Below are 228 nucleotides of genomic sequence, written 5' to 3' on the forward strand. Positions count from 1 at the left end.
GTCACACCATGGGAGTGGGTTGCTCCAGAAGTGGTTAGCCTAACCTTCGGGAGGGCGATCACCACGGAGTGATTCATGACTGGGGTGAAGTCGTAACAAGGTAGCCCTAGGGGAACCTGGGGCTGGATCACCTCCTTAAACGATAGTGGCACTATTTCTTCAAGTGCTCACACATTTGTCTTTGTCTTATTCGGTTGATGCGTAGTTATGGGGCTATAGCTCAGCTGG

At 51.3% G+C, this 228-nt stretch carries 1 rRNA gene; it reads left to right on the plus strand.

Features of this window, described 5'->3' with window-relative positions:
- Positions 1-138 (plus strand): 16S ribosomal RNA (locus tag A3709_RS21015); the annotation flags it as partial.
- Positions 139-228 lie beyond the last annotated feature (90 nt).

Origin of the sequence: Halioglobus sp. HI00S01 (genome assembly GCF_001635445.1) — a bacterium.
Lineage (GTDB): Bacteria > Pseudomonadota > Gammaproteobacteria > Pseudomonadales > Halieaceae > Halioglobus > Halioglobus japonicus.